Below are 20,074 nucleotides of genomic sequence, written 5' to 3' on the forward strand. Positions count from 1 at the left end.
CAGCTCAGCGAAGCGAGCGTGGTGTCACGAAGCGCGTGAGTTTCGCCCCGCCGGGGATCAGCTCCCGCCATCCCGGGGCTTCGAATTCGAGCACGGCAAGGGCGGCGGTCGGAAACTTGTCCGCCATCCGCATGCGCAAGTCCGCATCGCCGGAACCGACCAGCTGCAGCGCCAGATCTTCCATGCCCGGATTGTGACCGACGATGAGCAGGGTCCTGACGGCCGGATCGGTCGCGCGCAAGACGCTGAGGATCTGGGGGGCACCCACCTCGTAGATCGCCCGGGTATTCTCGACCGCAACCTCGGACGGCAGGGTGGCTGCCACCAATTGCCAGGTTTCTTGCGCACGCTTGGCGGTCGAGACGAGTGCCAGATCGGGCACGAGCTTATGGCCGGCCATGTGCTTTCCCATCAGCGGCGCAGCCTTGCGGCCGCGTTCGCCGAGCGGGCGATTGATGTCGGCGACGCCGTCCGGCCAGGCGGACTTGGCATGGCGCAACAGCAGCAGGCGATAGCTTTGCACAGGTACGTCGTCGCTCATCCCATCGTCCTCCCAAACATGCATCGGCTGGCACAGCTTAGCGCATTTTCAAGCATGCGCGGGCAGCAACCACGCCAAATAAAAAAGGCCGCCCCGAAGGGCGGCCATTTACGCCGGAAAGCTCAAATCCGGCTTATTTCCATTCGCGGATGTCGACGAAGTGACCCGCGACCGCAGCGGCTGCCGCCATTGCCGGCGAGACCAGATGCGTACGGCCCTTGAAGCCCTGACGGCCCTCGAAGTTGCGGTTCGACGTGGACGCGCAGCGCTCGCCCGGCTTCAGCCGGTCGTCATTCATCGCCAGGCACATGGAGCAGCCCGGCTCGCGCCAGTCGAAACCGGCTTCCTTGAAGATCTTGTCGAGGCCTTCGGCCTCGGCCTGTTCCTTCACGAGGCCCGAGCCCGGAACGATCATGGCCGAAACCGTCGAGGCGACCTTGCGGCCTTCGACGACCTCAGCCACAGCCCGCAGGTCCTCGATGCGGCCGTTGGTGCAGGAGCCGATGAAGACGCGGTCGACGGCGATGTCGGTGATCTTCGTGCCCGGCTTCAGACCCATATAGTCGAGCGCGCGCCACTTGGAGGCCCGCTTGTTCTCTTCCTGGATCTCGTCCGGGTTGGGAACGATGCCCTGAACCGAAATGACGTCTTCGGGAGAGGAACCCCAGGAAACGATCGGCGGCAGGTTGGCAGCGTCGAGCACGACGACGCGATCGTAATGGGCGCCTTCGTCCGTCTGCAGTGTCTTCCAGTAGTCGAGCGCCATGTCCCAGGCCTTGCCCTTCGGAGCGCGCGGCTTGTCCTTGATATAGGCAAACGTCGTCTCGTCCGGCGCGATCAGGCCGGCGCGGGCGCCACCTTCGATCGTCATGTTGCAGATGGTCATGCGGCCTTCCATCGACAGCGAACGGATCGCTTCGCCGGCAAACTCGATGACGTGCCCGGTACCGCCGGCCGTGCCGATCTCGCCGATGATGGCGAGGATGATGTCCTTGGCGGTGACGCCTGATGGCAGCTGGCCGTCGACGCGCACCAGCATGTTCTTCGCCTTCTTCTGGATCAGCGTCTGGGTGGCGAGCACGTGCTCGACCTCGGACGTGCCGATACCATGCGCCAGCGAACCGAAGGCGCCGTGCGTCGAGGTGTGGCTGTCGCCGCAGACGATGGTCATGCCCGGCAGGGTGAAGCCCTGCTCTGGGCCGACGATGTGCACGATGCCCTGACGCTTGTCGTTCTCGGAGTAGTATTCGACGCCGAAATCGGCGGCGTTCTTGGCGAGCGCCTCTACCTGAATGCGGCTTTCCTCGTTCTTGATGCCGAGGTGACGATCGGCCGAAGTCGGGACGTTGTGGTCGACGACGGCGAGCGTCTTTTCAGGCGCGCGGACCTGGCGGCCAGCCATGCGCAGGCCCTCGAAGGCCTGTGGGCTCGTCACTTCGTGAACGAGGTGACGATCGATGTAGAGAAGACAGGTGCCATCGTCCTGGCTGTTGACCAGATGGTCGTCCCAGATCTTGTCATAGAGAGTACGCGGTGCGCTCATGGCGGTATATCCATCGAGTTTTCAAAAAGGTAGGGAAAGCCGGCGGCAAGGCAACCGGAAACGCTGATCAAGGGATCAGGATAGGCGGCTTGTAAGCGCCCCGTGAACGCGCGCAAAGAAGCGTGCCGGCAGGCGTTTGTGATCCTGCAGCACGACGATTTTCTGTTCGCGACATCCGAATTTGGATTCCATGAGCGCGTTCATATCAATTTTTTGACAGGTCGGCAATTGGCGTGATCGCGCTCAACGCTGCTCCGCGCGCCTCAGCCGCCGCTCCAGGCCTCGCAATGCCAGAGACAGGCCGATGGTCAACACCAGATAGACATAGGCGACGATCGAGTAGGTCTCGAAGAAGCGAAAGGAACCGGAAGCATAGACCTTGCCCATCTGCGTGATGTCGGCGACGCCGAGCACCGAGACAAGCGATGAGTCCTTGACCATGGCGACGAAGTCGTTGCCGAGCGGCGGCAGGATCACACGGATCGCCTGCGGAAAAATGACGAGACGGAAGCGCTGGTAGCGCGTGAGCCCAAGCGCCTTGGCAGCCTCAACCTGTCCCTTGTCGACCGAGAGGATGCCGGCCCGAAACACCTCGGCGATGAAGGCGGAGTAGCCGATCATCAGGGCGATGATCGCGCGCCACATCAGCGAAATGTCTCGCACGACGACAGGCTCCATCCAGCCGGCTGCGATCAGCGGCGCGCAGATGAAATTGGCAGCGACGACGAGCGCCGGCGCACCGACGAAGGCAATATAGAACAGAAGCACGAGGATCGGCACGCCACGGATGATTTCCGTGTAGAAGCGCGCGATCTGCCGGAGCGCCGAATGCTCGGAAAGCGCCATCAGCGCGATGCCAAGGCCCAGCGTTGTTGCCAGTACGAAGCCCATGAGGGTCACGAAGACGGTGACGCCGAGCCCCTTGAAGACCACGGTGAAGACTTCGGAGAAGATGTCGTTGCTGACGATCACGGCGGCAAGAGCCACCGCGATCACAAGAAGGGCGACCAACCACCAGGGATAGTCGCCCTTACCGGACATATCAGGAGATTGCGGAGCGGCCATAGCCTCGGATCAGCCGCCCATCTTGTATTCGAGGAACCACTTCTTATCGAGGGCGTCGAATGTGCCGTCTGCCTTCAGCGCCTTGATCGCGGCGTTGACCGGAGCGACGAGGTCCGAGCCCTTCGGGAAGATGAAGCCGAAATCCTCGGTACCGAGCGGGCCGCCGACGACCTTGAGCTTGCCCTCGGACGAATCGACATAGCCCTTGGCAGCGACGCTGTCGGTCAGCACCACGTCGACGTCGCCGGCCTTCAGCGCCTGGACGGTTGCGCCGAAAGTCTCGAACAGCTTGATGCGCGGGTTCTGCTCGTTGCCGTCAAGCATTTCGTAGACGGCGGTGTAGAACGGCGAGGTGCCCGGCTGGGCACCGACGAGACCGTCGGCAAAGGCGCCGAAGCTCTTTCCGTCGTTGAAGCGGTTTTCGTCGCTGCGCACCAGCATGAACTGCTGCGAACGCATGTAGGGGTCGGAGAAGTCGACCTTCTCCTTGCGATCGTCCTTGATGGTGATGCCGGTCATCCCAATCTGGTACTGGCCGTCATGCACCGCCTGGATCATCGCGTCCCAGCTAGTGTTCTGATATTCGACCTTGAAATTCAACCGCTTGGCGATTTCGTTCATGGCGTCGTATTCCCAGCCCTTGGCTTCGCCGGACTTCGGATCGACAAACTGCAGCGGCGGGTAGGCGTTCTCGGTGACGACGACAACCGTCTTGCCTCCCAGGTCGGGCAGGTCGCTGGCAAGCGCCGGCGCAGAAAATGCGAAAGGAACGGCAAGTGCAGCTGCGATGCCCGCAAGCACGTGGCGACGGATTGTCATTGGAGGGCTCCCGAAAATTGTGGCAGCGGAAAATGTCACAAATTCCATCGGAAAGACAAGCGGATAGTACCAAAAAAGAAAGGCGGCCGAGGCCGCCTTTCCAACAATCCCAGAGGATTGAAAACTTATTCTGCTGCGGCTTCCGCTGCTGCCTTTGCTTCGGCGGCTTCGGCTGCTGCCTTTTCGGCGGCGAGCGCCTGAGCTGCTGCAACCTTTTCAGCCTCGATGCGTGCCTTTTCCTCGGCAATCGCCTGACGCTCGGCTTCGTTCAGCTTGCGGGCGCGCGTGCCGGTGTTCTCGACGATACGAGCCGACTTGCCGCGACGATCGCGCAGGTAGTAGAGCTTGGCGCGACGGACCTTACCGCGGCGAACCACTTCGACGCTCTCGACGAGCGGAGAGTAAACCGGGAATACGCGCTCGACGCCTTCGCCGTAGGAGATCTTGCGAACGGTGAAGCTTTCGTTGATGCCGCCGCCCGAACGAGCGATGCAGACGCCTTCATAGGCCTGAACGCGGGTACGGTTGCCTTCGACAACGCGGACGTTGACGCGCAGGGTGTCGCCGGCGGAAAATTCCGGGAGCGTGCGCTTGGCGGCGATCTTGGCGGCCTGTTCGGCTTCCAGCTGCTGGATGATGTTCATCGGTCTAACCTTTCAAGTTCTTCTGAAACAGCCAGAGCGCTCACGGTGAACCTGTCGGGCTTTGCCTTCAGGTCTTGCTGGAAACCAACAGGAGCGGGTACGCCATTCTTTGTTTTGGTCGACGGGCATAGAACCCGAACCGGGGCGGCACTTACACCAATCTGCCCTGCTTGTCATCCCCGGAAGGCATATTTTCTCGGTGATCCGCATCAGCGGCAGCGATTCCATCAGAAAATCGGCATAGACGATCCATTCGATTGTCCGATGGCGCGGACTTGCGGTCGCCACCGCCACCGGCTATCCCGAGCATGGTGGTCCGGGGAATACCATGCATATCTTCGAAGTGCTCATGCTTTTTGCGGCCGGCTTCCTGTCCGGCGTCGTCAATGCCATCGCCGGCGGCGGAACGTTCCTGACGTTCGGGGCGATGACGCTTGGCGGCCTCTCGCCGATCGTTGCCAACGCGACCTCGTCGATCATCCAGTTCCCGGGCTACATCACCTCCGCGCTCGCCTATGCCAAGGAAATCCGGGCCGACAAGCGCTATGCGATCCTGCTCGGCGCGATCTCGGCCCTCGGCGGCCTTGCCGGTGCGCTGCTGCTCGTCTCGCTCTCCAACGCCTCCTTCCGTGCGCTGGTCCCTTGGCTGCTGCTTGCGGCAACGGCGATCTTCGCTGCCGGGCCGTTGCTCAAGCCCAAGGCGCGCGTTGACGAGCATGCGATCAATCCGGCCGGCATCTGCGCCCAGTTCGTCACCTCCATCTATGGCGGTTTCTTCGGCGCCGGCATGGGCATCATGATGCTGGCGGTGCTGGGGCTTGCGACCGGCGGTGGCTATCACCGGCTGAACGCGCTCAAGAACTTCATTTCGATCGTGATTGCCGCGATCGCCATCGTCGTCTTCGCCGCCGGCGGCGTCGTCTCCTGGCTGCATGCGGCCATCATGGTGCCGGGCGCAGCCCTTGGCGGCTACTCCGGGGTCTGGGCGGCCCGGCGCGTGCCGCAGGCGGTCATCCGCGCGCTCGTCGTCGCCGTCGGCTTGCTGCTTGCCGCCTATTATTTCTTCACGGGCTGATCGAGAAGATCGGGCCTGCGCTCGGCGGTGAGGCGCCGCGCCTCCGCTTCGCGCCACTTGGCAATGGCGCCGTGATTGCCCGAGGTCAGCACCGGCGGGATTTCGCGGCCTTCAAACACTTGCGGCCGGGTATAGTGCGGATGCTCGAGCAGGCCGCCCTCGAAGCTCTCATGCACGCCCGAAAGCTCGTTACCCATGACGCCCGGCAGGATACGCACCACGGCATCGAGCAGCGTCAGCGCGGCCGGCTCGCCGCCGGAGAGAATGTAGTCGCCGATGGAAACCTCTTCGAGGCCACGGGCATCGATCACCCGCTGATCGACGCCTTCAAAACGTCCGCAGACGATGACGACGCCGGGTCCGGCAGCAAGTTCGCGCACCCGCTCTTGTGTCAGCGGTCGGCCGCGCGGGCTCATCAGCAGCCGAGGACGATCGTCAGCCGCGGAGACTTGATCGATCGCCCGGGCAAGCACGTCGGGCTTCAGCACCATACCGGCGCCGCCGCCGGCCGGCGTGTCGTCGACGGTGCGGTGCTTGTCTTCGGCGAAATCGCGGATCTGCACCGGCTCGATCGACCATTGGCCACGCTCCAGCGCCTTACCGGAAAGCGAGGCGCCGAGATGACCCGGAAACATTTCGGGATAAAGCGTCAGAACAGTCGCGCGAAAAGTCATTGCCGCACCGCTCACTTACGCTTTGCGGAAAACGGATTGCCCGAATCCTGATCCTTGTCCTCGGAAAGACCTGCCGCCACGGGATCGACCAGCAACCGGCCGGCCTCCAGATCGATCTCCAGCACCGACCATTCGGTAAAGGGGATCAGCACCGGGCGACGGCCCGGACCCTTCAGCTCCAGGAGATCGCCGGCACCGAAGTCGAAAACGCCGCTGACCTTGCCATAGCTGGTGCCATTGCCGTCGATCGCTTCCAGGCCCTCGAGATCGGCATAGAAGAATTCGTCCTCGTCGAGATCCTCGTCTGGCAGGTTGTCCCGCTCGATGAACAGCTCGAGACCATTGAGCGCTTCGGCGGCATTGCGATCGTTGACACCACGGAAGCGCACGACCACGACATTCTTCGCCTCGCGGATTTCGAGCACCTCGAAGACACGGCCGTCATCGCTGTGCAGATTGCCATAGTCGCCGAGCGCCGTCGGATCGTCGGTAAAGGATTTGACCCTGACCTCGCCGCGCAAGCCTTGCGCCGCGCCGATAGTCGCCATCAGAACCGGGTTTTCGAGTTTGCTCATCGTCCGCGTCCGTTTCGGTATATCTCGCTGCACATAACGGAAAACGGGCGGCATGGAAATGCCACCCGTTTCCTTAAGTCACGGCAAGCTGGAACAGGAGTGCTGTCGGAGGACCGCCGATCCCGTTCCAGACCGTTTGCCGGCAATTATTCTGCGGCAGCTTCTGCAGCGGCAGCAGCGGCTTCTTCAGCCTTCTGCTTGGCTTCAGCAGCGCGCTCCTGAGCCTTCTTGCCCGGAACAGCCTTGGTCGGGTTGCTGCGAGCCGGACGCTTTGCGAGGCCAGCCTGGTCGAGGAAGCGCAGAACGCGGTCGGTCGGCTGTGCGCCCTGGGCGATCCAGTGAGCGACGCGCTCGGCGTCGAGCTCGACGCGCTTTTCGTCGTCCTTGCCGAGCATCGGGTTCCAGGAGCCGATCTTCTCGAGGAAGCGGCCGTCACGCGGGCTGCGGGCGTCGGCAACGACGATCTGGTAGTACGGACGCTTCTTGGAACCGCCACGGGCGAGACGAATTTTCAGTGCCATTTGAGTAACTCCTTGCAGGCTTTCTTGACCGCTTCGTTCAAGCGGAATGGTTTGTGCCGGCGCTGCCCGCGGAATGCGAGCGGTCGGCGGCGATGGCTTCATGATGCCGGATGACTTCCTTGATGATGAAGTTCAGGAACTTCTCGGCGAAATCCGGGTCCAGATTGGCATCCTTGGCCAGGCGGCGCAGGCGTTCGATCTGGTATTCTTCGCGCGCCGGGTCGGCCGGCGGCAAGTCGTGCTTGGCCTTGAGAACGCCGACTGCCTGAGTGCAGCGGAAGCGTTCGGCCAGCATGTGGACGAGTGCGGCATCGATGTTGTCGATCGACTGCCGGTAACCCGCCAATTCCTGTTTGATTTCGGGATCAATCATCTCTCACCGATCCTCACTTCTTCTTCGGCAGGCCGGGAAGGCCGGGGAAACCGCCACCGAGGCCGGGAAGCTTAGCGCCACCCAGACCCGGCAGGCCACCGCCGCCGAGACCCGGCATTCCGCCCGGCTTTAGGCCGGCGGCTTCGGCCTGCTTCTGCAACGCTTCGAGCTGCTTCGGGTCGAGCTTCGACAGGTCAGGCATGCCGCCGCCACCGAGGCCACCAAGCCCCATCTTGTTGGCAAGGCCGCCCATCATCTGCTTCATCATGCCGCCTTTGCCCTTGCCACCCATCATCTTCATCATGTCCGCCATCTGGCGGTGCATCTTCAGAAGTTTGTTGATGTCGGCGGCATCGGTGCCGGAACCGGCGGCAATGCGCTTCTTGCGCGAATGCTTCAGCAGGTCGGGGTTGGCGCGCTCGGCCTTCGTCATCGACGAGATGATGGCGAGCTGGCGCTTGAACAGGCTGTCGTCGAGGCCGGCGGCGGCCATCTTGTCCTTCATGCCGGCCATGCCGGGCATCAGGCCCATGATACCGCCCATGCCGCCCATCTTCTGCATTTGGCCAAGCTGGTCGGCGAGATCGTTCAGATCGAACTTGCCCTTGGCCATCTTGGCGGCCATGGCGGCCGCCTTCTCGGCGTCGATGTTTTCGGCAGCCTTTTCAACCAGCGAAACGATGTCGCCCATACCAAGGATACGGTCGGCGACGCGGCGGGGATGGAACTCTTCGAGTTCGCCCATCTTTTCGCCGACGCCGATGAGCTTGATCGGCTTGCCGGTGACGGCACGCATCGAAAGCGCCGCACCGCCACGGCCGTCGCCGTCCATGCGGGTGAGCACCAGGCCGGTGATGCCGACGCGTTCGTCGAAGTTACGGGCAAGGTTGACGGCGTCCTGACCGGTCAGCGCATCGGCGACGAGCAGGATTTCATGCGGATTGGACTTCCGCTTGATCTCCGCCATCTCGATCATCAGCGGTTCGTCGATATGGGTACGGCCGGCGGTGTCGAGGATGACGACGTCGTGACCGCCGAGCTTGGCAGCCTGGACGGCGCGCGCAGCAATATCGGTCGGCGACTGGCCGGCAATGATCGGCAACGTATCGACACCGGTCTGCACGCCGAGCTGGCGCAGCTGCTCCTGGGCTGCCGGACGACGCGTGTCGAGCGAAGCCATCAGGACCTTTTTCTTGTCCCGCGACTTCATCCGGTTGGCGATCTTGCCGGTGGTCGTCGTCTTACCCGAGCCCTGCAGGCCCACCATCATGATGACGACGGGTGCCGGCGCGTTGAGGTCGATGGTGACGCCTTCTGAGCCGAGCATCTCGATCAGCTCGTCATGGACGATCTTGACGACCATCTGGCCGGGCTTGATCGACTTCAGGATCTCGGCGCCGACGGCCTTTTCACGAACTTTTTCGGTGAAGGAGCGCACGACGTCGAGCGCGACGTCGGCTTCGAGCAGCGCACGGCGAACCTCGCGAAGCGCAGCGGAAACATCGGCTTCCGACAATGCGCCGCGGCCGGTCAGTCCATTCAATATGGAACCAAGGCGGTCCTGGAGGCTCTCGAACATTCTCACTTCCTTCTGGTTTCCGGTGGCGATCAACTCGCCGGAAACGTGGGTTCCCTCGCCAGGAAAACAAGGCGCAAAGCCAAAAACCACCCGAGGGCGCAACGCGCTGTCGGATGTTGACCTCCGGGTTCTCTTTATACCTTGACGGGACCCGGTCGGTGGCTTCGAAGACTTGAGCTTGCGAAGGAATTGGCGCGGATAAACAGGAAAGCGCAGCAAAAGTCAAGGACGACAGGCAGATGTGGCGTTTTAGGCTTTGAACATCTCTTCCTCGAGAGCCGCATCCAGTTCACCGGACAGCCGTTCGAAGGCCGTGGCCACCCGCGTCATCACCCGCAGCGCCGCCACCGCTTCCGTCTGGTTGATGTCTCCAAGCAGGACGTGCAGCATCTCGATTTCACGTCGATGAATCTCCTCGGACAGATCGCGTCCGGCGGCAGTCGGCGCGCAAAGGTAGGCGCGTCGATGTTCCGGATTCGGCTGCCGTTCCAGCAATTGCTTGTCCATCAGCCCTGTGACGATGCGCAGAACGAACTGCCGCTTCATCGACAGACGCCGCGCCGCCTCCGGCACCGTCAGCGGATTTTCGCAAAAAAGTTCGAGAACTGCGCGCTCCGCCACTGATATGCCCGCACCGTCGAGCATATGTTCTGCCGAGCGCTGCATGTTGAGATGGATGGAGCGGACCAGCTTCAGGGTCTTGTAGAGGCGTTCATGCGGATCGAATCGAACGAGCATGCGAACACGATAGCAATCCAGTTGCTGTCTTCAAGAACTTATTAAACCTTGGCCATTCAGCGATGGGTGAACGACTCGGATGAACAAGCGCAATTCGTATTACCAAGGGCCACCCTCCGACCATTTCGATGGAACGCGCTTCTTCAATCCCGGAGGAAAGGAACCCCGCGGGCTTCCCGACCTGCTGCGCTGGCAGTTCGGCGGCGGCAAGGCCCGATGGCCGGCGCGCAATCCGAGCCCCTACGCACAGGTGAAGCCGGAAGTCAGCGTCGAAGGTGAACATCTGCGCGTCACCATGGTGGGCCACGCGACGCTGCTGATCCAGGTGCACGGCGTCAACATCCTCACCGATCCCGTCTGGGCACAGCGCGCCAGCCCCTTCGCCTTTGCCGGTCCGCACCGCTACAACGCGCCCGGCATCGAGCTCGACGACCTGCCGCCGATCGACATCGTGCTCGTCACCCACAATCACTACGATCACCTCGACACCGAGACGCTGAGCGCCCTGCAGCAGGAACACGGGCCACGGATCATCACTCCGCTCGGCAACGACACGATCATCCGCCGTGCCGTACCCGATGCCGAGATCGAGGCAGTCGACTGGGGCGACAGGCTCGATTGCGGCGACGATATCGTGATCCATGCGGAGCCTTGCCATCATTGGTCGGCGCGCGGCTCGCGCGATCGGCGCATGGCGCTGTGGGCCGCCTTCGTACTGGAGACACCGGCGGGCAAGATCTACCACGTCGGCGACACCGGCTTTCACGAGGGCATCAACTACCGCGCCGCCCGCGAGAAACATGGCGCCTTCCGCCTCGCCAACCTGCCCTTCGGCGCCTACGAGCCTCGCTGGTTCATGCAGGACCAGCACCAGAACCCGGAAGAGGCGGTGCGCGGCATGGTCGATTGCGCCGCCGCCCATGTCGCCGGTCACCACTGGGGTACATTTCGCCTGACCGACGAAGGCGTCGACGAGCCGCGGCAGGCGCTGGAACGGGCACTCGACGCGGCCGGCGTCGCCCGCACCCGCTTCCGTCCGCTTCACCCCGGCGAAGTCTTCAACGTGCCAGCATCGACACCCGCCGCAGAATGAACGCAGCACTGGTAATTTCCGGGCTTTTCGGCCATATACAGCCCGAATGAAGGATGGCCCGCTTGGCGCAAGCCCGTTTGGACAATCGCGACATGACCGACTACGTGCAATTTGCCAGGATGAACGGGCTTGGAAACAAGATCCTCGTCGTCGACATGCGCGGTCGGAAGGATCGGGTAACGCCGGCGGCGGCAATCGCGCTCAACGCCGATCCTGCCACCGCCTTCGACCAGATCATGGCGATCCACGACCCGAAGGCCGCCGGCACCGACGCCTGGATCGACATTGTCAATTGCGACGGCTCCATGGCCCAGGCCTGTGGCAACGGCACCCGCTGCGTCGTCCAGGCGCTTGCGGCCGAAACCGGAAAGAAGGTCTTCACCTTCCAGACCATCGCCGGAATCCTGAACGCCACAGAGCATGAAGACGGCACGATATCGGTCGATATGGGCAAGCCGGTCTTTGCCTGGGAGAAGATCCCGCTTGCAGAGGAATTTGCCGATACCAGCCGCATCGAATTGCAGATCGGGCCGATAGACAATCCCGTCCTGCATTCGCCTTCGGCCATGTCGATGGGCAATCCGCACGCGGTCTTCTGGGTGGACAAGGATCCGATGTCCTTCGATCTCGACCGCTTCGGCCCGCTGCTCGAGAACCATCCGATGTTCCCTGAGCGCGCCAATATCACGCTGGCGCAGGTGCTTTCGCCGTCATCGCTGCGCACCCGCACCTGGGAGCGCGGCGCCGGGCTGACGCTTGCCTGCGGCTCGGCCGCCTGTGCGGCTGCCGTCAGCGCCGCGCGCACCGGTCGAACCGGCCGCACGGTGACGATCGACGTCGCCTCCGCTCCAGCGCCTGCAAAGCTCACCATCGAGTGGCGCGAGCGCGACGACCACGTGGTCATGACTGGCCCCGCCGAATGGGAATGGTCCGGCACGCTCAACCCTGCGACCGGCACCTGGCAGCGCGACGAAGCCGAGGCCAGCGGGGCCCGGGCGCTTTGAGCGGCGTCGAGGTCATAACCTTCGGCTGCCGTCTCAACACCTACGAATCCGAAGTGATGCGGGCGGAAGCCGAGAAGGCGGGGCTGAACAACGCCATCCTCGTCAACACCTGCGCCGTTACAGGCGAAGCCGTGCGCCAGGCGCGCCAGGCGATCCGCCGTGCCCGTCGCGACAATCCGCATGCCCGCATCATCGTCACCGGCTGCGCCGCGCAGACCGAGAAAGAAACCTTCGCCGAAATGGCCGAGGTCGACGCCGTGCTCGGCAACGAGGAAAAGCTGAAAAGCGCTTCCTATCGTTCGTTGCCGGATTTCGGCGTCTCGGCGGAAGAGAAGCTGCGCGTCAACGACATCATGAGCGTGCGCGCCACCGCACCGCAGATGGTCAAGCACATCGATGGCCACGTGCGCGCCTTCATTCAGGTGCAGAACGGCTGTGACCATCGCTGCACCTTCTGCATCATCCCCTATGGCCGCGGCAATTCCCGTTCCGTGCCGATGGGCGCTGTCGTCGACCAGGCGCGCAAGCTGGTAGAGACAGGCTACTGCGAGATCGTCTTGACCGGCGTCGATGCCACCAGCTACGGCGCCGACCTGCCGGGCACGCCGACCCTCGGCCTGCTCGCCAAGACGCTGTTGAAGCAGGTTCCCGAGATCCGCCGCCTGCGCCTCTCCTCGATCGACGGCATCGAGGCCGACAGGCACCTCTTCGACCTGATCGCCGACGAAGCGCGCTTCATGCCGCATCTGCACCTGTCGCTGCAGCATGGCGACGACCTGATCTTGAAGCGGATGAAGCGCCGCCATTCGAGCGCCGACGCCCGCGCCTTCACCAATGAAGTCCGCCGGCTCCGGCCCGAAATCAGCCTTGGCGCCGACATGATCGCCGGCTTTCCGACCGAAACCGAAGAGATGTTCGAGAACGCTGCAAGGCTCGCCGAGGATTGCGGCATCGCGCATCTGCACGTCTTCCCCTACAGTCCGCGCCCCGGCACGCCGGCAGCGCGCATGCCGCAGCTCGACCGGTATCTCGTCAAGGACCGCGCCGCGCGTCTGCGCGCGGTCGGCGCGACGCTCTACACCCGCCACCTCGACGGAATGGTCGGCAGCGAACAGACGATCCTGGTCGAGAACAACGGGCTCGCCCACACTGAAAATTTCACGCTCGTCGATGCCGCCGGCCTGAAAGCCCGCGCGCTTGTCCCGGTCTCAATCACCGGCCACAATGGCAAGCATCTGACGATGCAGGTAAAACAGATGGCTGCGGCCTGATTTATGCGGAATTCCTGAATGGCAATGGGTTTCATCAAGAGGATCTTCACCTTCGGCAAGGGCGCGGAGGAAACGAAGCCGCAGGATGCCGCGCCAGAGGCGGACATCGCGGGCGCGTCGCCTGTCGAAGCACCGGCTGTGCCGGAACCCGTTATCTCCGAGCACATCGCTCCGGTCGAAGCCATCTTCGACGAACAGCCGGCGGCCGAAGAAACCTCCGAAGAGCTGCTTCAGCCGCTGTCCGACATCGAGGCGCTGCCGCTTGCCGTGGAGGACCCGATCCTGCCGGCCGAGATCGAAACCGCAGGTGGACCGGCGCCGGACGAGACCCCCAGCGAAGAGACCGTTGCATCAGCAGCGCCCGTCGGTGAAGAGCATGGACTGTCGCCGGCGGCACAAGAGTCGCTCGAGGCTTACGGCGAGCTTCAGGAAACCGCGCCTGAAGAACCGCCCGTAGAGCCTGAAGACCTGTCCGAGCAGGAGGAAGTCGCCGACGCTGAAACGAAAGCGATCGACGAAGAAGCAAGCCACGTAGCACCCGCAGATGCGGAACCTGTCGAAGATGCCGCCGCCAAGAGCGACACCGTTGCTGAGGCGCCGGTCCTCGAAATACCGGTTTCTGAAGCGCCGACCGAAGAGACGCAAGTCGCCGAACAGCCAGTCCTCGAAGCACCTGTCGAGCCCGTCGCCGAAGCTCCCGCTGCACCCGCAGCCCTCCCCAAGGGCTTTGCGACCGCCGACAGCAGACCCAAGGAAGAACCCGTCGCCGCGCCGAAGGAAAAGCTCACCTGGTACCAGCGCCTGCGCCGCGGCCTTGCCCGCACCTCGTCGCAGCTGACCGGCCAGATCGCCAGCCTCTTCACTAAGCGCAAGCTCGACGAAGCGACGCTGCAGGACCTCGAAGACCTGTTGATCCAGGCAGATCTCGGCGTCGAGACGGCGATGCGCATCACCGACACGCTCGCCTCCGAGCGCTATGGCAAGGATGTCTCGGGCGAGGACGTTTCGCGTATCATGGCCGGCGAGATCACCAAGGTGCTTTCGCCCGTCGCCAAGCCGCTGGAGCTCGACCTCAGCCACAAGCCGCATGTCATCCTGGTGGTCGGCGTCAATGGCACCGGGAAGACGACGACGATCGGCAAGCTCGCAGCCAAGCTTTCGGGCGCCGGCCTCAAGGTCATGCTCGCCGCCGGCGACACCTTCCGCGCCGCGGCGATCGAGCAACTGAAGATCTGGGCGGAGCGCACCAACTCCGATATCGTCTCCTCCAAGCTCGGTGCCGATGCCGCTGGCCTTGCCTATGAAGCGTTCCAGCAGGCGCGCGAAAAAAAATCCGACGTGCTGATCATCGACACCGCCGGCCGCCTGCAGAACAAGGCGGAACTGATGGCAGAACTCGAAAAGATCGTGCGCGTGCTCGGCAAGCTCGATCCGGACGCGCCGCACACCGTGCTGCAGACACTCGACGCCACCACCGGCCAGAACGCCCTGCAGCAGGTCGAGATTTTCCGCAACGTCGCGGGCGTTAGCGGACTGATCATGACCAAGCTCGACGGCACGGCGCGTGGCGGCATCCTTGTCGCCATCTCCGCCAAGCACAAGCTGCCGGTCTATTTCATCGGTGTCGGTGAAGGCATAGACGATCTGGAGCCGTTCGAAGCCAAGGATTTTGCCGAGGCGATCGCCGGCGTCGCGGCCTGACGAGGCAGGTCAGAACCTGTGGTTTGCACAGGGCCGCCGCCTTGATATGGTTTTGCCGCAATGCTGGTGTTATGAGCAGCAGGCACATGCGAAAACAGGACCCCCAGATGTCGTCGATCGAGGCTACCAAGCCGCAGAAGGAAGTCAGCCCCTTGCTCAAAATGGTGCTGGAGCTCGGACCGTTGATGGTCTTCTTCTTCGCCAATTCGCGCGGCGAATGGCTGGCCGGGCATTTTCCGGCGCTCGCCGAACTCGGCGGCCCGATCTTCATCGCCACCGGCCTCTTCATGGCCGCAACCGCGATCGCGCTCGCCGTTTCCTGGGTGCTGACCCGCACCCTGCCGATGATGCCGCTGATATCCGGCATCGTCGTCTTCGTCTTCGGCGCGCTGACGCTCTGGCTGCAGAACGACACCTTCATCAAGATGAAGCCGACCATCGTCAACACGCTGTTCGGCACGATCCTGCTCGGCGGCCTGCTGTTCGGCAAGTCGCTGCTCGGCTACGTCTTCCACTCCGCCTTCAAGCTCGACGAAGCCGGCTGGCGCAAGCTCACGCTGCGCTGGGGTGTATTCTTCCTCTTCCTCGCCGTGCTCAACGAAGTGGTCTGGCGGTCGTTCACGACCGATTTCTGGGTCGCCTTCAAGGTCTGGGGAACGATGCCGATCACCATCCTGTTCACGCTCGCCCAGATGCCCCTGATCATGAAGCACTCGCTTGACCAGGAGAACGCCGAGTGAGCACGATGCTCGAGGAGAATGACAGCCGCAACCGGCACGCACTCCTCTGGCTCGCCGCCTGTTTTGCTGTTCTCATCATCCAGATCGTCACCCAGCATCTGATGGGTCGCCTCTGGATCTGCGAGTGCGGTTACGTCAAGCTTTTCGAGCCGGTCGTCAAATCCGGCGGCAACTCGCAGCATATCGCCGACTGGTACACACCGTCCCACATCATCCACGGCTTCCTGTTTTACGGCCTTGGCCATCTGCTCCTGCGCGGCAAGCCGCTGACGGCCAAGCTCTTCCTCGCGACTGTGATCGAATCCGCCTGGGAGATCGCCGAAAACACGCCGATGGTGATCAACCGCTACCGCTCGGCGACGATCTCGCTCGACTATTTCGGCGACAGCATCCTGAATTCGACGATGGACACGCTGGCCATGGTGGCCGGCTTCCTGTTTGCCGCCCGCATGCCCATCTGGCTGACGGTGACGCTCGCCATCGTCTTCGAGCTCTTCACCGGCTGGCTGATCCGCGACAATCTCACGCTCAACGTGCTGATGCTGGCCTGGCCGCTGGATGCCATCAAGGAATGGCAGGCGGGCATTTAATCGGGCTTCGGTCGCCGTCGCAGCCCCTCATCCCGCTGCCGCGACCTTCTCCCCGCAGGCGGGGAGAAGGGATTTGAGGCACTCGCTTCATTCCACGACTACTCGGCAGGGAAAGCACGGTTCTATGCCGTCGATGCGACGCGAGGGTCTAGGGCAACCGGGCGCTACGCGTCTCCTTCGCCCCGCTTGCGGGGAGAAGGTGCCGGCAGGCGGAAGAGGGGTAAAGCCTCTAACCACGCGGATGACGGGCCGATTGCCGAGAGCAAGAGCGGTTACGAGCCCGCGGTCGCCTTCTCGATCGCCGGTAGCAGGCCGGTCTTCACGCTGTTTTCGTCGAAGGGTCCGACCCGCTTGTAGAGGATCGTACCGTCAGGGCCGACGAGATAGGATTCCGGGATACCGTAGACACCCCAGTCGATCGCTGCCTTGCCGCGCGGGTCCGTGCCGATCGCCGAGAACGGATTGCCGAGCTCGCCGAGGAAGCGCAGAGCGTTTTCGTTCTGGTCCTTGTAATTGATGCCGACGACGGTGAGCCGCGGATCCTTCGACAGTTCCAGGATGAAGGGGTGCTCCTGACGGCAGGGCACGCACCAGGAGGCCCAGACGTTGACGAGCGTCAGCTTGCCCTTGATCGCCGTGTCGGTGAGGGCCGGCATCGGCTGGCCGTCGCGGGTCGCGCCCTCGAGCGCCGGCAAGTCGAGTTTCGGCGCCTTGGTGCCGATCAGCGCCGACGGGATTTCGCTCACATCCTTGCCGGAATTGAGCTGGCTCCAGAAGATCGCCGCAAGTCCGGCGAAGATGATGAGCGGCAGCGCCGCCAAGACGAACCGCAAGGGGCCTGGCTTGCGCTCTTCGCTGCCCGGCGCAGGAGTGCTCGTCATCGTGTCTCTCCCGACGCCGGATCGGCCGAGCGCCTGCGAATGCCCGACGCTTCGAGTTCGGCAAGTTCCCGCCGGCGTGCGCGCCCATCCAGGACGACCCAGCCGATCAGGCCGAGGACCGTCAGCGTTGCTATTCCATAGCTTGTGAAAACATAGGCGGCGTGGCTCATCATTTCGTGCGGGCTCCCCGGCCGGCGCTGCGTGCCGCCAGTCGGCGCAGCGCAGTGACGCGCCGGCGCAAAATTTCGTTGCGCATGGCGGCGATGTGCAGCGTGAAGAACAGCAGCGTGAAGGCGATCGCCATCACGATCAGCGGCCACAGGAACTCCGGGTCGATCGTGGGCCCGTCGAGCCGCATGACGCTCGCCGGCTGGTGCAGCGTGTTCCACCATTCGACCGAGAACTTGATGATCGGGATATTGACGAAACCGACCAGCACCAGCACCGCGGAGACCTTGGAGGACCGTGCCGGGTCGTCGATCGCGCGGTTGAGCGCCATCAGACCCAGATACATGAGAAAGAGCACGAAGACCGAGGTGAGCCGCGCATCCCAGACCCACCAGGTGCCCCACATCGGCTTGCCCCAGAGCGAGCCGGTGACGAGCGCCAGGAAGGTGAAACAGGCGCCGATCGGCGCTGCCGCACGCGAGGAGACATCGGCGAGCGGATGGCGCCAGACGAGCGTGCCGAGGGCGGCCAATGCCATCACCGAGTAACACATCATCGACAGCCAGGCGGCCGGCACATGCACATACATTATGCGGACCGTCTCGCCTTGCTGGTAGTCGCCTTCCGTCGTGAAGGAGAGCCAGAGGCCTGCGACGAAGAACAGCGCGGTCAGACCGGCAAGCCACGGCAGCAGACGGTCGGCCAGCGCCAGGAACCGTGTCGGGTTGGCGAGGTCGCTGAATTTGCGGATGGCCAGGCTGTTTTCGCTCATGATGGCTCTTTAGCGCTTAAGTCCCCCTGCTGCAATTGATCCCCGTCAATCGACCGATCACGATCAGTTTGGTCCGCTCGTCGCAAACGTCATCGATCTGAAGGACTTAGCGCCGGCTACGGCGGAAAACCGCAAACAGTTTCAGCCGCTCCGGCCCGATTGCGTCAATCGGACGCGTGCCGAAGTGCGGCGGCGGCGGCGACCGGGCCGATGACGGCGAAGAACAGGGTGATCGCCGCAAGGATCATCAAGGGCGGCAGGAACGGCGCGGGATCCTCGATCGCCGCATAGACCGCGCTGACACCGAAGATCAGCACCGGGATCGCAAGCGGCAGCACGAGGATCGAAACCAGCAGCCCGCCGCGCGGCAGCGACACGGCGACGGCGGCGCCGACCGCGCCGATGAAGGTGATTGCCGGCGTGCCGATCAGAAGCGTGAGCATCGTGGCGCCAATCGCAATCTCGCTCATGTTCATGAAGAGGCCGAGCAACGGCGAAGCGATCACCAGCGGCAGGCCGGTCGCCGCCCAATGGGCCGCACATTTGACGAAGACGGTGACAAGAAGTGGCGCCTCCTGCATCAGCATCAGGTCGAGCGAGCCATCGTCCCGCTCCGCCTGGAACAGGCGATCGAGACCAAGCAGCGAGGCGAGCAGCGCCCCGATCCACAAGATCGCGGGACCGATGCGTGAAAGCAGGTTCAGATCGGGGCCGACGCCGAAGGGAATGACCGCAACCACCGTCATGAAGAAGAGCACGCCAATCATCGCGCCGCCGCCGGCGCGGATCGACAGTTTCAGATCGCGGAAGAAGAGTGCGATCATGCCGGCATTCCCCCGGCAGCAAGCACGGACAGGCTCTTACGCATCATGCCAGAACCCTTCCGCCAAATGCTCGAAGCCTTTCATGTGCAATTCCTTCGTCTGATCGAGCCCGAGCGGCTGGTGCGTCGCTGCGATCACGATGCCGCCTTTGCCGAGATGGGCCTTGACCAGATCCGCAAACAGCCGGTCGGCGCCGGCATCGAGCGCCGCTGTCGGCTCGTCGAGAATCCAGATCGGGCGATAGGCGACGAGCAGTTTCGCCATCGCCATGCGGCGCTGCTGGCCGGCGGAGAGATAGCCGAAGGGCAGATGTGCGATATCAGGCAGGCCGACGGCCTCCACGGCGTCATCGAATGCGGCACCGTGGCCACCGGGCGAATCGCCCATGAATCGCTGCCAGAAGGAAAGATTTTCCGCGACGGTCAGTTCGCGCTTCATCGCGTTGCGATGGCCGAGATAGTGGCTCACCTCTGCGGGACGGGCTATTTCCGGGGGGCCATTCTCAAGTTTCAGCTGCCCGCTTTCGGGGGCCAGCAACCCCGCCAGAACCCGCAGCAAGGTCGACTTGCCGGAACCGTTCGGACCCGTCACCACAAGGGCTTCGCCGGCATCAAGCGCAAAGGAAATATCGTTAAAAATCAGATCCTCGCCGCGCTTCGCACTCAAACCTTCAGCCAGCAGGCGCATGAATATTAGACTTCCCTTCGCGTGTCTTCCGCAGAGCAAAAAAAGTTCCGATTGGACCTTCGTTGCTCTGGCACGTTTTGGAGAAATTATCTATAAGGCGGCCAACACGCCAGCGGTCGGCGTGAATTTCATCCTAGCGCCGAACATGGAATGAATTTCCACGTACGGACAGCGGAAATGGCCGCACCCGCATCCC

At 63.1% G+C, this 20,074-nt stretch carries 23 protein-coding genes; 7 read left to right on the forward strand and 16 right to left on the reverse strand.

Annotated elements, in window-relative coordinates:
- Window positions 1–4 precede the first annotated feature (4 nt).
- The 5 genes from LAC81_RS17690 to rplS form a co-directional block, all read right to left on the reverse strand.
- Window positions 5–541, reverse strand: coding sequence for a SixA phosphatase family protein (locus tag LAC81_RS17690; RefSeq protein ID WP_223725848.1), 537 nt, complete (start codon window positions 539–541; stop codon window positions 5–7).
- Window positions 542–674: 133 nt separating this feature from the next.
- The gene (leuC, locus tag LAC81_RS17695; protein ID WP_223725849.1) at window positions 675–2,084 is read right to left on the reverse strand and encodes a 3-isopropylmalate dehydratase large subunit; all 1,410 of its coding nucleotides are present in this window, start codon (window positions 2,082–2,084) and stop codon (window positions 675–677) included.
- Between the two features lie 243 nt (window positions 2,085–2,327).
- A complete protein-coding gene (locus tag LAC81_RS17700) occupies window positions 2,328–3,149 on the reverse strand; it encodes an amino acid ABC transporter permease (protein WP_223725850.1) in 822 nt (273 codons plus the stop codon).
- Window positions 3,150–3,158: 9 nt separating this feature from the next.
- Window positions 3,159–3,968, reverse strand: coding sequence for a transporter substrate-binding domain-containing protein (locus LAC81_RS17705; RefSeq protein ID WP_223725851.1), 810 nt, complete (start codon window positions 3,966–3,968; stop codon window positions 3,159–3,161).
- Between the two features lie 125 nt (window positions 3,969–4,093).
- Window positions 4,094–4,612: a 50S ribosomal protein L19 gene (gene rplS / locus LAC81_RS17710; RefSeq protein ID WP_043625625.1), complete on the reverse strand. Its 519-nt coding sequence runs from the start codon at window positions 4,610–4,612 to the stop codon at window positions 4,094–4,096.
- Between the two features lie 328 nt (window positions 4,613–4,940).
- On the opposite strand from rplS, the gene LAC81_RS17715 reads away from it, so the two are divergent.
- Complete coding sequence (locus LAC81_RS17715; RefSeq protein ID WP_223725852.1) at window positions 4,941–5,687, forward strand: sulfite exporter TauE/SafE family protein; 747 nt, start codon at window positions 4,941–4,943, stop codon at window positions 5,685–5,687.
- Here the strand turns inward: LAC81_RS17715 and trmD are convergent.
- The 6 genes from trmD to LAC81_RS17745 all read right to left on the reverse strand — a co-directional run bounded on the left by trmD (window position 5,669) and on the right by LAC81_RS17745 (window position 10,147).
- A complete protein-coding gene (gene trmD / locus LAC81_RS17720; RefSeq protein ID WP_113535338.1) occupies window positions 5,669–6,361 on the reverse strand; it encodes a tRNA (guanosine(37)-N1)-methyltransferase TrmD in 693 nt (230 codons plus the stop codon). The two genes, LAC81_RS17715 and trmD, sit on opposite strands and share 19 nt — an antisense overlap.
- 11 nt (window positions 6,362–6,372) lie before the next feature.
- Window positions 6,373–6,936, reverse strand: a complete 564-nt coding sequence (rimM, locus tag LAC81_RS17725; RefSeq protein ID WP_113535339.1) for a ribosome maturation factor RimM — start codon at window positions 6,934–6,936, stop codon at window positions 6,373–6,375.
- A gap of 146 nt (window positions 6,937–7,082) precedes the next feature.
- Window positions 7,083–7,457 carry a 30S ribosomal protein S16 gene (rpsP, locus tag LAC81_RS17730; protein WP_113535340.1) on the reverse strand — a complete coding sequence of 125 codons (375 nt, stop codon included), beginning with the start codon at window positions 7,455–7,457 and terminating at the stop codon, window positions 7,083–7,085.
- 37 nt (window positions 7,458–7,494) lie between these two features.
- On the reverse strand, window positions 7,495–7,830 hold the full coding sequence (locus tag LAC81_RS17735; protein ID WP_113535341.1) for a chorismate mutase: 336 nt from the start codon (window positions 7,828–7,830) through the stop codon (window positions 7,495–7,497).
- 13 nt (window positions 7,831–7,843) lie between these two features.
- The gene (gene ffh, locus LAC81_RS17740; RefSeq protein WP_113535342.1) at window positions 7,844–9,409 is read right to left on the reverse strand and encodes a signal recognition particle protein; all 1,566 of its coding nucleotides are present in this window, start codon (window positions 9,407–9,409) and stop codon (window positions 7,844–7,846) included.
- Between the two features lie 249 nt (window positions 9,410–9,658).
- Window positions 9,659–10,147, reverse strand: coding sequence for a MarR family winged helix-turn-helix transcriptional regulator (locus LAC81_RS17745; RefSeq protein WP_223725853.1), 489 nt, complete (start codon window positions 10,145–10,147; stop codon window positions 9,659–9,661).
- Between the two features lie 79 nt (window positions 10,148–10,226).
- Between LAC81_RS17745 and LAC81_RS17750 the strand changes: the two genes are divergently transcribed.
- The 6 genes from LAC81_RS17750 to LAC81_RS17775 all read left to right on the forward strand — a co-directional run bounded on the left by LAC81_RS17750 (window position 10,227) and on the right by LAC81_RS17775 (window position 16,546).
- Window positions 10,227–11,240 (forward strand): MBL fold metallo-hydrolase, encoded by a 1,014-nt coding sequence (locus LAC81_RS17750; protein ID WP_223725854.1) that lies wholly within the window; start codon window positions 10,227–10,229, stop codon window positions 11,238–11,240.
- A 92-nt stretch (window positions 11,241–11,332) separates the two neighbouring features.
- A complete protein-coding gene (gene dapF / locus LAC81_RS17755) occupies window positions 11,333–12,244 on the forward strand; it encodes a diaminopimelate epimerase (protein WP_223725855.1) in 912 nt (303 codons plus the stop codon).
- Complete coding sequence (gene mtaB / locus LAC81_RS17760) at window positions 12,241–13,515, forward strand: tRNA (N(6)-L-threonylcarbamoyladenosine(37)-C(2))-methylthiotransferase MtaB (protein WP_223725856.1); 1,275 nt, start codon at window positions 12,241–12,243, stop codon at window positions 13,513–13,515. The genes dapF and mtaB overlap by 4 nt, the downstream gene beginning before the upstream one ends.
- A gap of 18 nt (window positions 13,516–13,533) precedes the next feature.
- Window positions 13,534–15,216, forward strand: a complete 1,683-nt coding sequence (gene ftsY / locus LAC81_RS17765) for a signal recognition particle-docking protein FtsY (protein ID WP_223725857.1) — start codon at window positions 13,534–13,536, stop codon at window positions 15,214–15,216.
- A 107-nt stretch (window positions 15,217–15,323) separates the two neighbouring features.
- The gene (locus tag LAC81_RS17770) at window positions 15,324–15,956 is read left to right on the forward strand and encodes a septation protein A (RefSeq protein ID WP_113535348.1); all 633 of its coding nucleotides are present in this window, start codon (window positions 15,324–15,326) and stop codon (window positions 15,954–15,956) included.
- Between the two features lie 5 nt (window positions 15,957–15,961).
- Complete coding sequence (locus LAC81_RS17775; protein WP_223727851.1) at window positions 15,962–16,546, forward strand: DUF2585 domain-containing protein; 585 nt, start codon at window positions 15,962–15,964, stop codon at window positions 16,544–16,546.
- A 272-nt stretch (window positions 16,547–16,818) separates the two neighbouring features.
- Here the strand turns inward: LAC81_RS17775 and LAC81_RS17780 are convergent, their stop codons facing one another.
- From LAC81_RS17780 to ccmA, 5 genes are all read right to left on the reverse strand, one after another.
- Entirely contained in the window at window positions 16,819–17,427 is a 609-nt protein-coding gene (locus tag LAC81_RS17780; RefSeq protein WP_223725858.1) for a DsbE family thiol:disulfide interchange protein, read from the reverse strand.
- On the reverse strand, window positions 17,424–17,600 hold the full coding sequence (ccmD, locus tag LAC81_RS17785) for a heme exporter protein CcmD (RefSeq protein WP_223725859.1): 177 nt from the start codon (window positions 17,598–17,600) through the stop codon (window positions 17,424–17,426). The genes LAC81_RS17780 and ccmD overlap by 4 nt, the downstream gene beginning before the upstream one ends.
- Complete coding sequence (locus tag LAC81_RS17790) at window positions 17,597–18,367, reverse strand: heme ABC transporter permease (protein WP_223725860.1); 771 nt, start codon at window positions 18,365–18,367, stop codon at window positions 17,597–17,599. The genes ccmD and LAC81_RS17790 overlap by 4 nt, the downstream gene beginning before the upstream one ends.
- 164 nt (window positions 18,368–18,531) lie before the next feature.
- Window positions 18,532–19,191 carry a heme exporter protein CcmB gene (gene ccmB / locus LAC81_RS17795; RefSeq protein ID WP_223725861.1) on the reverse strand — a complete coding sequence of 220 codons (660 nt, stop codon included), beginning with the start codon at window positions 19,189–19,191 and terminating at the stop codon, window positions 18,532–18,534.
- A 36-nt stretch (window positions 19,192–19,227) separates the two neighbouring features.
- Window positions 19,228–19,878, reverse strand: coding sequence for a heme ABC exporter ATP-binding protein CcmA (gene ccmA / locus LAC81_RS17800; RefSeq protein WP_223725862.1), 651 nt, complete (start codon window positions 19,876–19,878; stop codon window positions 19,228–19,230).
- Window positions 19,879–20,074 lie beyond the last annotated feature (196 nt).

It is taken from the genome of Ensifer adhaerens (genome assembly GCF_020035535.1).
GTDB lineage: Bacteria > Pseudomonadota > Alphaproteobacteria > Rhizobiales > Rhizobiaceae > Ensifer.

Coding starts and splice junctions, on each gene's coding strand:
- rimM (WP_113535339.1), bottom strand. CDS start 6,936: ATGAGCAAACTCGAAAACCCGGTTCTGATGGCGACTATCGGCGCGGCG.
- ccmB (WP_223725861.1), bottom strand. CDS start 19,191: ATGATCGCACTCTTCTTCCGCGATCTGAAACTGTCGATCCGCGCCGGC.
- ffh (WP_113535342.1), bottom strand. CDS start 9,409: ATGTTCGAGAGCCTCCAGGACCGCCTTGGTTCCATATTGAATGGACTG.
- LAC81_RS17790 (WP_223725860.1), bottom strand. CDS start 18,367: ATGAGCGAAAACAGCCTGGCCATCCGCAAATTCAGCGACCTCGCCAAC.
- trmD (WP_113535338.1), bottom strand. CDS start 6,361: ATGACTTTTCGCGCGACTGTTCTGACGCTTTATCCCGAAATGTTTCCG.
- rpsP (WP_113535340.1), bottom strand. CDS start 7,457: ATGGCACTGAAAATTCGTCTCGCCCGTGGCGGTTCCAAGAAGCGTCCG.
- LAC81_RS17700 (WP_223725850.1), bottom strand. CDS start 3,149: ATGGCCGCTCCGCAATCTCCTGATATGTCCGGTAAGGGCGACTATCCC.
- LAC81_RS17780 (WP_223725858.1), bottom strand. CDS start 17,427: ATGACGAGCACTCCTGCGCCGGGCAGCGAAGAGCGCAAGCCAGGCCCC.
- LAC81_RS17750 (WP_223725854.1), top strand. CDS start 10,227: ATGAACAAGCGCAATTCGTATTACCAAGGGCCACCCTCCGACCATTTC.
- LAC81_RS17705 (WP_223725851.1), bottom strand. CDS start 3,968: ATGACAATCCGTCGCCACGTGCTTGCGGGCATCGCAGCTGCACTTGCC.
- LAC81_RS17715 (WP_223725852.1), top strand. CDS start 4,941: ATGCATATCTTCGAAGTGCTCATGCTTTTTGCGGCCGGCTTCCTGTCC.
- dapF (WP_223725855.1), top strand. CDS start 11,333: ATGACCGACTACGTGCAATTTGCCAGGATGAACGGGCTTGGAAACAAG.
- LAC81_RS17690 (WP_223725848.1), bottom strand. CDS start 541: ATGAGCGACGACGTACCTGTGCAAAGCTATCGCCTGCTGCTGTTGCGC.
- LAC81_RS17745 (WP_223725853.1), bottom strand. CDS start 10,147: ATGCTCGTTCGATTCGATCCGCATGAACGCCTCTACAAGACCCTGAAG.
- rplS (WP_043625625.1), bottom strand. CDS start 4,612: ATGAACATCATCCAGCAGCTGGAAGCCGAACAGGCCGCCAAGATCGCC.
- leuC (WP_223725849.1), bottom strand. CDS start 2,084: ATGAGCGCACCGCGTACTCTCTATGACAAGATCTGGGACGACCATCTG.
- ftsY (WP_223725857.1), top strand. CDS start 13,534: ATGGCAATGGGTTTCATCAAGAGGATCTTCACCTTCGGCAAGGGCGCG.
- LAC81_RS17775 (WP_223727851.1), top strand. CDS start 15,962: ATGCTCGAGGAGAATGACAGCCGCAACCGGCACGCACTCCTCTGGCTC.
- ccmD (WP_223725859.1), bottom strand. CDS start 17,600: ATGATGAGCCACGCCGCCTATGTTTTCACAAGCTATGGAATAGCAACG.
- ccmA (WP_223725862.1), bottom strand. CDS start 19,878: ATGCGCCTGCTGGCTGAAGGTTTGAGTGCGAAGCGCGGCGAGGATCTG.
- LAC81_RS17770 (WP_113535348.1), top strand. CDS start 15,324: ATGTCGTCGATCGAGGCTACCAAGCCGCAGAAGGAAGTCAGCCCCTTG.
- LAC81_RS17735 (WP_113535341.1), bottom strand. CDS start 7,830: ATGATTGATCCCGAAATCAAACAGGAATTGGCGGGTTACCGGCAGTCG.